We start from the raw sequence: 8,203 nt of genomic DNA on the forward strand, positions 1-8,203 counted from the left end.
GGCGGGCGACCGTTGGCGTGGCGTTTGTCGTCGCAGTCGGGGCATTCCAGGCGGTACGGGTCGACCGGCTTGCGCAGTTCGGCGACCGAGTCCGGTTTGCCTCCGATGGAACCCTGGCAGGTGTAGCAGGGGTGCATGGCGGCGTTCGCCCGGCGGGCGGCGAGCAGGACGTCGTGCTCGCGGGTGTCGTCGGCTTCCCTGCGGCAGTCGTAGCAGAGCTCGGTGCCGTCGCTGGCGCCGGGCTCCCAGTCGTACTCGCCCTCGCGACGGTCGCAGCCCGGGCAGCGGGTGGCTTCCAGGCGCCGTTCCTTCTCGTCTTCGGCGGCCTGCTCCTCGGCCGCGAGGCGGGCCCGGGTGCGGGTGAGGTACTCGGTGTTGGCGAGGGCGTCGGTGAGGTTCTGCCACTGATGGCTGCCGAAGCGCCACCAGATCGGGGCGTGCGGGCCCCGGGCTGTCAGCTGAACACCACCCCACGACAGCGAACACCACCCGCCATACCATCCTCATGACAGCAGCACCTGAACCCTCCAGACCCCGCTGAACAGCCTCAACAGCCATCCAGCTGACATACCGTCGCTGACAGCCCACCCACTGACACCAGATCGGCATATCGCAGCCGGGCCCTGAGGATTAACATCTACCTGCCACGGGCTCGCTGCTCGGCCCGGCGGCGGACAGTCCAAGTGGACCTCGTTCGTCGTCCGTCGTCGGTGCCGAGAACGACGACAGGGCGGGGGCCGGACGATCCGGCCCCACCCGCCCGGTGCGGTGGCGTCCGCGAGGTGTCAGGACTTCCTGAACACGAACTTCTTCGGGGAGTCCTCGGACACCGGGATGTAGATCCCGTCGCGGACGCCGTCACCGCGTACGCGCAGCCGCACGCTGGTTCTGGTGCCGTCCGACGCGTCGAGCGTCACGTCGATCTGCTGGTCTGCCAGGGTGGACTTCTCCTCCAGGCTCCAGCTCCCCTGACCGCTGAACTGCCGGACAGCAATGGCGTCCACGTCCGCGAACTCGGTGGGGATGTTGACGGCGGACAGGGTGCCGTCCTCATGCAGGGTCAGCTGCGCCCCCTGAGAGCCGGTCCAGGAGCCCAGGAGTTCCTCCGTCTTGATCGAACCGCCGAAGGGATTCAGGAACACGAAGGCCAGGATGGTCAGCGTCAGCACGCAGCCCACTGCGACGGCCAGTACGGTTTTCTTCATTTTCTTCATCGCAGGTCCGGGGTCTCCGTCCACGTTAGAGGCCGCCACTCACAGGGTGACGCGGTGGGGTTGGAAAACTGAAACGGATGCTCCATAGCCCCCGGTGTCGGCCCGGTCGGAATGGCTGGAGGCACCGGAGTCGCAGACATGGAACTCCCAAGTTCCGTCGAGCTCACAGGAGCCGACTTGTACGCGGGAAGCGACGTGGTGATCAGTGTCGAACCGCGGCGTCATGCCGTCGCCGTTCGTCCAGGCGCCGGCCAGGTCGCTCTGGCTGATCAAGACCTCGTCCGGCCGCGATCCGAGTGCCCCGCAGCCTGACGCCGCCGCAATGCAGGACACCGGTACCAGCACCCAGGCCGCGGCACGCGCACCGCGAGCCCTCCCCGTACGCATCACTGCCCTGTCCATGTGCGGTTGTTCTCCTCCCCGTGCGGCGCAGAGTGAAGTACCGAGCCGTCGGGGCGCCGACGGCTCGGCTGCTGCTGGAGCGGCCCCATCATGGCAGTAAATTTGAACACGTTCAACATGCTTTTCAGGTGCCAACCACGCCGCCGATCGACACTCAACGCGTACAGGCCACGGAAGTCTCGTCCTCGTCTTCGACATGGCGGGAACGGCCTGGCCGCCCTCGCCGCCGCCCCCGCCGTCGGTGTCTGGCTTCTTCTTGAGGCCGGCGGTCTTGCCACGCTGCTCGGTCAGCCGGCTCTCCGGACGCGCCATGTCCCGCAGTCCGCCCGCGACGGTGTTCGGCTGCTCGTGGCCGGGCTGCGCGAGCTGCCAGACCTGTTTGACCGTCGCGGCCTTCAGCACACCGAGCAGCGCCCGGCGAAGCAGGTGATTTCGTTGGTCCTGTCGGGAACCCGCAACTGGGTGACGGTCCAGCCGTCGCCGGTCATCGCGGCCAGCAGGTGGGCAGCGGGAGTCTGGCCGAGCCGGGAGCCACGGGCGGCCTTGCCATCCACGGAAACCGAGTCCGCACCGCCGGGATCCGCACCGGTCAGATCGGCCAGGCCGCCGGGACAGACCAGGTTGACGATCCGCCGGATCGTGGCAGCGCTCGGCGCGACGCGCACCCCCAACACGCCCGCCACACGAGCGCCCAGCCGCGCCAGGGCCTGCTGCGGAGCACTCGTGGACCACTGGCCGATCGCCGCATACGAGCGCGCGCCGGCGACCACCGCCGAGGCGGCAACCAGCAGCACCGCCACAAACGGGTGACGCACACCGCGCCGCCGACGCGGATCGGGCAGCGCCCACAGGCGCTCCGCCAGCGAGAGCCCCGCTACATCCTCCAGAGCGGGCGACTTGACGAGACAGACAGTGGCAGACTGACGGCACATCGAAGCTCCAGCGGTTCAAGGCGACTTGGCAAGGTCACCTCGTTCAACCGGAGCTTCGATGCGTACGTGACGGGCCGCCCCGGACCCTCCAGACCGCTCTGGCCTGCGGACTCACGTGATCACCGGGACTTTGAAACGCAATGCCGCGAAGTTACGGCTGAGGTGGCACTGTCAAGGCGTCGGCGGAGGGTTCGCGGAGGTGGACTGTGTAGGTCGCACGTCTGGCTGTCCGGCTCTCGCGGAGAGCATGGACCTGTTTGTAGGAGAACGGTGAGACCGGGCGCTTGACCGCGCGGGGGCTGACACGATCCGCGCGTCGTGGCGGTAGGAGTTCGTTGGTCAGCAGCTGGTGGAAGGTCTCCGGGCCGCCGGGCGAGGCGTGGTCGGCTGCGATGACGCTGTGACGCGCGGTACGGACCGCCACCGTGAAGGAGACCCGGTCCGGGTCGACGCCGACGCGGCGAGCACTGTGATGCGATACCCGCCGCAGGACCTGATAGACGGTCAGATAGGCGTAGATCTCCTGCTCGACGCCTTCCGGGTGCTGCGACCGCAGGACCCGGTCTGCTGTTCGCAAGGTCACCTTCAGTCCGAAGAATGCGATCTCCACCTCCCAGCGCTGGTGATAGAGGGCCGCGAGTTGGTCGGCGGGATGGCGGCGGGGGTCCATGAGCGTGGTCAGCAGGCGGTAGTGCTCGGTTCGGCTGGCGCCGTCGCTGGTGGCCACTGTGAGGTGGAACTCGATGACGCGGACCTGGTGCCCGTTGGCGGCGCGGTAGCCGCGCCCGTTGCGGTCGGGCAGCACGGAGAGGTAGGAGCCGTCCGCCAGCGGTACCAGCCGGGGCAGGATCCGCACACCCTTGGCCCGCCACAGCAGGTGAGCGCCGGTGTCCCGGGCCTGGCCCCACAGCTCGTAGCCGTCGAAGTTCCGGTCGGCGAGCAGCAGCATGCCCGGGCACAGGCCGCCCAGCAGGCGCTGCGCGAGCGTCTTCTCCGCGGTGCTGTAGGCGCCGAAGGCCACCTCATGGATGGCGCGGCTGCCGCACTCCACCAGGGCGGCGAGCCTGACCAGGGGGAATCCGGAGCGTCCGCGGCGGGCGCGGAGATAGCCGAAGGCGGCGGCGTTGGCCGGGCTGTCCGCCACCTCCAGGTGCAGGCCGTCCCAGGCCATCAGGCGCAGACTGTGCCAGAACGCCCCCGGGGTCGCAGTGGTGGCCACCGGGCCCGACAGGCGAGCGAAGAGCTCGGCCATCGGAGCCGCCCCGAGTCGGGCACGGGCCTGGGACAGAGCCGGAGTGGACGGCACCCGCGCGGTGACACCGCCGAGTCCCTTGACCAGGCCGGCCCACACCCCGTGGTAGCCGTCGGTGCTGAACAGGGCCATGGCGAGCACGAAGTACACGACCACGCGGGCCGGCAGCAGACGTACTCGGCGTTCGCGGCGGCCCGTCGCTTCGAGCACGTCATCGACGAGACTCGGCGGGATCTTCCGGGTGAGCGCACCGAGATGCCCCGGAGCATAGACATCAACGGCGGGACAACTGCCAGAATGGGTGGTCAACAGGGCTCCTGCACAGGGAGAGTCGTCTTGGTCGACTTCCTCTCCTAGCAGGAGCCCTGCCTGCTGGGGGCAGCTTCAACGAATCGCTTGACAGTGCCACCTCAGCCGTAACTTCGCGGCATTGCTTTGAAACGCCCCTGCGTGGTAGGTAGGTCAGTTCAGGTCGAAGTCGTTGGGGTCGAAGTCGAAGTCGTCGGCCGAGAAGCCGCCGTAGCCGGCGCCGCCATTGAAGTAGTCCGCGAGAACTTGGCCGATCACGGCGCGCACCTCGTCCTCGTCTTCGGCGACGGCCAGGGCTGCGGCCTGCTCGCCCGTCAGGTTCAGGTGGATGTCGCGGGCCCGGACCGCGTCCGAACCGCGGATCTCGAAGCTGACGGCGCGGCCGACCCGGGCCCCGATTCCGGAGACGGTGCCGCGCTGCGCGAGTTGCTTGGCCTTGCGCTCCCGGCCGCGTTCGGTGGTCTGCACCTCGACCGCCTCGCGCTGCAGCTGGTCGACGTGCTTGGGGGTGGGGTGGCGGGAGCCGTCGATCCAGCGCTGCACCGTGCGCGGCGAGACGCCGTAGGCGGCGGCCATGGCCTTGGTGTTCCCGCCGTACTTGCGGTCCCGTACCTGGCCGGCCTGTGTCGTGGACTGCACCGGTGCCTTCCGGGAGGGGAACAGCGCTTCCCGCACCCGGCCGAACAACCCCTTGCCCGCCATCAGTTCCCGCCTTCCTCATCGTCGGTGTCGGTGCCGGCGTCCCCGCCATCGGCACCGCTCTGCTCCGGGCCGATCGCGGTGCCGTCGGTGGTGTAGCGGTGGACCAGCTTGGAGGGGTGCTCCCGGCGCTCCATCGCCTCGACCACGGCCGTGAGCGGGATCGAGGACTCGTGCTTGTGGCTGCCCGGGGCGATACCCAGGCGCAGCGCGCCGGGGACCGGGGTGCCGTCGTCCTTGACCGGGAGCAGCTCCAGCGGGGAGGGGGCGTCGGTGGCGTACAGGTAGCTGTCCACGGTGACCAAGGCATGGGTGGACGCCGGCTACAACAACGGCGTCGTCAAGCACGGCGCCGCACTCGACATCGATGTCGAGGTCGTGGCCCGGGACAAGGAACAGAAGGGCTTCGTCGTGCAGCCGATCCGCTGGCGGGTGGAGCAGACCTTCGGGATCATGTCCCGGTACCGGCGGCTCCACCGCGACTACGAGGAACTGCCGGACCGGTCACGCTCGATGATCCAGTGGGCCATGGTGAACTCCATGACCAGCCGCCTGACCGCCGACCCGAACAGAACCGGGCAATACCTCCGCCCGAAACCACTCGTGGCAGCCTAAACCGGTATCGAACGCCCACTGAGGGTCACCTGCTCACGAGTCCCAGGGGTACTCCGGCGGCCAGCGGTAGCCGAGCTTCTCGGCGGCCGTCTGCGAACCGCCCCAGACCTGCGCCGTGGCACGGGGATCTTCGGCGGTCAGCCGGGCTTCGAGTTGCTCCGCCTGACCGGCGGGGTCGTCCGCGGAGATCGGCAGCCTGATCCCGAACTGGAGCCAGCGGTCCTTGCGCTCGTCGCAGTCGCGGGGATGGCGCAGCACGACGTCGATCCAGTCGGGTTCGTTCCAACTGTCCCAGATCGCTTCGAGCTCGCAGTCCCACGCGGCCAGCCCACTGCCGTCTCCCGTCAGCTTCGCTTCGAGTAGATCGGCGACCAGGGTGCCGGGCCACTGCCACCTGCGGTCCGCCTCGGCCCGGGCGACCTCGGCGTCGTACTGGGCGGCGGAGAACCGGCAGTCGGCGAGGCTGAAATCCTTGTCCATCGGATTGCGCCAGCCCGTCCAGAGCACGTGCTCCATCTCGCGCCTGATCGTCACGTGGACGGCGCCGCAGCACTCCTCCACGCATCCGGTCTTGGCGATGCGGACCTCGCGAGGGGTGGCGGTGGCCCGCAGTAGCCTGGCCGAACCCAGCAGGTGCCTTGGTCTGACGCTCCGGTAGGGGGAGTCGGCGAACACGTCCCGTCCGCCGATGATCGGGCGGACCTCCAGCCCGACCTCGGCAGCCGGTGGGCAGATGATGCGCAGTTCCAGAACGTCCAAGGTGTCGGCCACCGACCGATGATGGTCGACCGGGCCGCCGCTGTCACCCGAATTACCGCGGCCTGCGGGTGAAGGCCAGGTGCGTGACCCCGCTCGGCATGGTGGTGGACTCCACGTCAAAGCGCTGCTCCAGCCCCTCCAGGCCGTCCCACAGCCGCACGCCGCGCCCCAGCACGATCGGCAACCACCGCCACGGGCAGGAAGTCGATCAGATCCCCGGCCAGGAACTCCCGCACCGTGGTGGGCCCGCCGCAGATCCGGACGTCCAGACCCCGGCCGCCTCCTTGGCCTGGCGCAGGGCCTCCTCGGGGGAGGCGTTCCGGGGCGTTCGGCGAGAGGGATACCTGCGTCGTTCCGTCACGGTTGATCAATACCGCGGAAACGGGCCCGGTCGCCACGAGATCCTGGAACCGAGTCCGTGCCGCAAGAATCAAAGCGGGACAGTTGGGGGGAATCCCCTACCGAACGCCCTCTGAGATCCGCTTCCTGCCGGATCCGGATGAGGACCTCGACGAGGTCTGCAACATCGATGCGGAAGTCAGCCTCCCCGACGGGTCACGGTGGGGGGCAACGATTCTGACCGTAGGCGAAGTCGGCCGGCTGATGGAGCGGTGGGACGGTACCGGAGAGTCACTGGGCGGCGGGTACTTCTCGTGTCCTGACGGCTTGATCGTCCGTTCACCGGGCCTCGCGGGGATGGTGGACGTGCTCGTCGGACTGCTCGCTGCGGGAGACCTGCAGCAGACCCTCAACCGGCTGGACCATCCGCTGCGGTGACCGTTTCCCGAAATTGGGTCGCTGCTGACTGGGATGCAACCCACACTGGCCCGGTGGATCACCGTCGCCCTTGCCCCTGCTGCGGTCACCTCGTCTTCGATGTCGAGGACGGATGGCCCGGCTCATACGCCATCTGCCCGGTCTGCTTCTGGGAAGACGACCTGCTGCAGTTCCGCTGGCCGTTCATGCCGGGCGGCGCAAACCGCGTCTCGCTCTTCGAAGCCCAGCAGAACTTCCAGACCTACGGCGCCTGTGATCAGCGCGGCAGACGGTTCGTACGGCCACCGGCAGACGATGAATCTCTTGATCCCGGCTGGCGCCCGATCGACCCGACCACGGACTCGTTCGAGGACCGGGAGAGCAAAGCTCTGCGTCCTTGGCCCGACGACCGGTCAATCCTGTGCTGGTGGCTCCCGTCCTTCTGGGGATACCCTGAGGAGCCGGAGCCGGATGTGCCTCAACGTGTGGTAATCGACGTCGGTGCGCTTCACAGTGAGCGCGAGCTTCACGGCCTCCTGAAGCAGCAGCTCGGTTTCCCCTCGTTCTACGGCATGAACTGGGCCGCGTTCTGGGATGCGATCACCGGCCTGGTCGAGATGCCCAATGAACTGCGCTTCACTCACTGGGCTGAGCTGGAACTTCGAGCACCGCAGGCAGCAGCTGCGCTCCGCCGCCAACTCACCAGGTACGAGGATGCGTCCCAGGGCTTCAAGGTCGTCTATGACAAGTAGCCGTGGGATGCCGCCAGGAACCGGCGGGCTGTTGCCGTTGACCAGCCCTGCAGAACAAACGTCCCGCACACTCCCCCGCCTCCAGATAACCGCTTTGAGGTCGCACGACGCCAAAGTGGTGGAGGCCCTGGCGGTGCCGCAGAAGTCGGGCAAGCGGACCAAGGGGCGCAGCGCTGAGGCTGCTGTCGGGCCTGGTCAGAGCGGTGTGGGTGCGGGTGGGTCGGGGGCGTTCACGCTGCCGGTGCGGTTCCAGACGCCGGTGGACGAGAACGTGCTCGCGCTGTTCATCGCCTCGCGGGTGCTGGTCGGTGAGACGCAGCTGTGGCGTGAGGGGATCGGGCATGCGCGGCGGTGGTTCGAGGAGACCGGCGGGCTTGACGTCCCTTATTCCGCGCTGGTCGGGGAGATGGGGAATTATTTGAGCCGAAACGGCTTGGTTGCCTGCTCGTTGACACGGTGTGATCGAGGTCGGGGACATGCGGCGGCTGTCGCCTACGGCGCAGGAGGGTCTGC

General features: G+C 68.4%; 10 protein-coding genes and 2 pseudogenes. 4 read left to right on the top strand and 8 right to left on the bottom strand.

Going from position 1 to position 8,203, the window contains the following annotated elements; all coding sequences use genetic code 11:
• Positions 1-785: 785 nt before the first annotated feature.
• From ACFU7Y_RS34570 to ACFU7Y_RS34595, 6 genes are all read right to left on the bottom strand, one after another.
• Positions 786-1,205 carry a hypothetical protein gene (locus ACFU7Y_RS34570; RefSeq protein WP_224281088.1) on the bottom strand — a complete coding sequence of 140 codons (420 nt, stop codon included), beginning with the start codon at positions 1,203-1,205 and terminating at the stop codon, positions 786-788.
• Between the two features lie 48 nt (positions 1,206-1,253).
• Positions 1,254-2,018 carry a hypothetical protein gene (locus ACFU7Y_RS34575; protein WP_224281089.1) on the bottom strand — a complete coding sequence of 255 codons (765 nt, stop codon included), beginning with the start codon at positions 2,016-2,018 and terminating at the stop codon, positions 1,254-1,256.
• Positions 2,012-2,548 (bottom strand): transposase family protein, encoded by a 537-nt coding sequence (locus ACFU7Y_RS34580; RefSeq protein WP_380770734.1) that lies wholly within the window; start codon positions 2,546-2,548, stop codon positions 2,012-2,014. The genes ACFU7Y_RS34575 and ACFU7Y_RS34580 overlap by 7 nt, the downstream gene beginning before the upstream one ends.
• Positions 2,549-2,699: 151 nt before the next feature.
• Positions 2,700-4,109, bottom strand: coding sequence for an IS4 family transposase (locus tag ACFU7Y_RS34585; protein ID WP_380770735.1), 1,410 nt, complete (start codon positions 4,107-4,109; stop codon positions 2,700-2,702).
• Between the two features lie 153 nt (positions 4,110-4,262).
• A complete protein-coding gene (locus ACFU7Y_RS34590; protein ID WP_380770736.1) occupies positions 4,263-4,811 on the bottom strand; it encodes a hypothetical protein in 549 nt (182 codons plus the stop codon).
• Positions 4,811-5,104 carry a hypothetical protein gene (locus ACFU7Y_RS34595; protein WP_380770737.1) on the bottom strand — a complete coding sequence of 98 codons (294 nt, stop codon included), beginning with the start codon at positions 5,102-5,104 and terminating at the stop codon, positions 4,811-4,813. Before ACFU7Y_RS34595 ends, ACFU7Y_RS34590 begins: the two co-directional genes overlap by 1 nt.
• A 1-nt stretch (position 5,105) precedes the next feature.
• On the opposite strand from ACFU7Y_RS34595, the gene ACFU7Y_RS34600 reads away from it, so the two are divergent.
• Positions 5,106-5,423, top strand: coding sequence for a transposase (locus tag ACFU7Y_RS34600; RefSeq protein WP_224281093.1), 318 nt, complete (start codon positions 5,106-5,108; stop codon positions 5,421-5,423).
• A gap of 33 nt (positions 5,424-5,456) precedes the next feature.
• Here ACFU7Y_RS34600 and ACFU7Y_RS34605 read toward each other — a convergent pair whose 3' ends face one another.
• Positions 5,457-6,194, bottom strand: coding sequence for a hypothetical protein (locus tag ACFU7Y_RS34605; protein WP_224281094.1), 738 nt, complete (start codon positions 6,192-6,194; stop codon positions 5,457-5,459).
• A gap of 40 nt (positions 6,195-6,234) precedes the next feature.
• Positions 6,235-6,501 (bottom strand): annotated as a pseudogene (locus ACFU7Y_RS34610) (dihydrofolate reductase family protein); the annotation flags it as partial.
• A 125-nt stretch (positions 6,502-6,626) separates the two neighbouring features.
• Here ACFU7Y_RS34610 and ACFU7Y_RS34615 point away from each other — a divergent pair.
• From ACFU7Y_RS34615 to ACFU7Y_RS34625, 3 genes and pseudogenes are all read left to right on the top strand, one after another.
• Entirely contained in the window at positions 6,627-6,959 is a 333-nt protein-coding gene (locus ACFU7Y_RS34615; RefSeq protein WP_380770738.1) for a hypothetical protein, read from the top strand.
• A 53-nt stretch (positions 6,960-7,012) separates the two neighbouring features.
• Positions 7,013-7,690, top strand: a complete 678-nt coding sequence (locus ACFU7Y_RS34620) for a CPCC family cysteine-rich protein (RefSeq protein WP_224281096.1) — start codon at positions 7,013-7,015, stop codon at positions 7,688-7,690.
• Between the two features lie 115 nt (positions 7,691-7,805).
• Positions 7,806-8,203: pseudogene (locus tag ACFU7Y_RS34625) on the top strand (hypothetical protein); the annotation flags it as partial.

This window comes from Kitasatospora sp. NPDC057542 (assembly GCF_042801945.1).
Lineage (GTDB): Bacteria > Actinomycetota > Actinomycetes > Streptomycetales > Streptomycetaceae > Kitasatospora.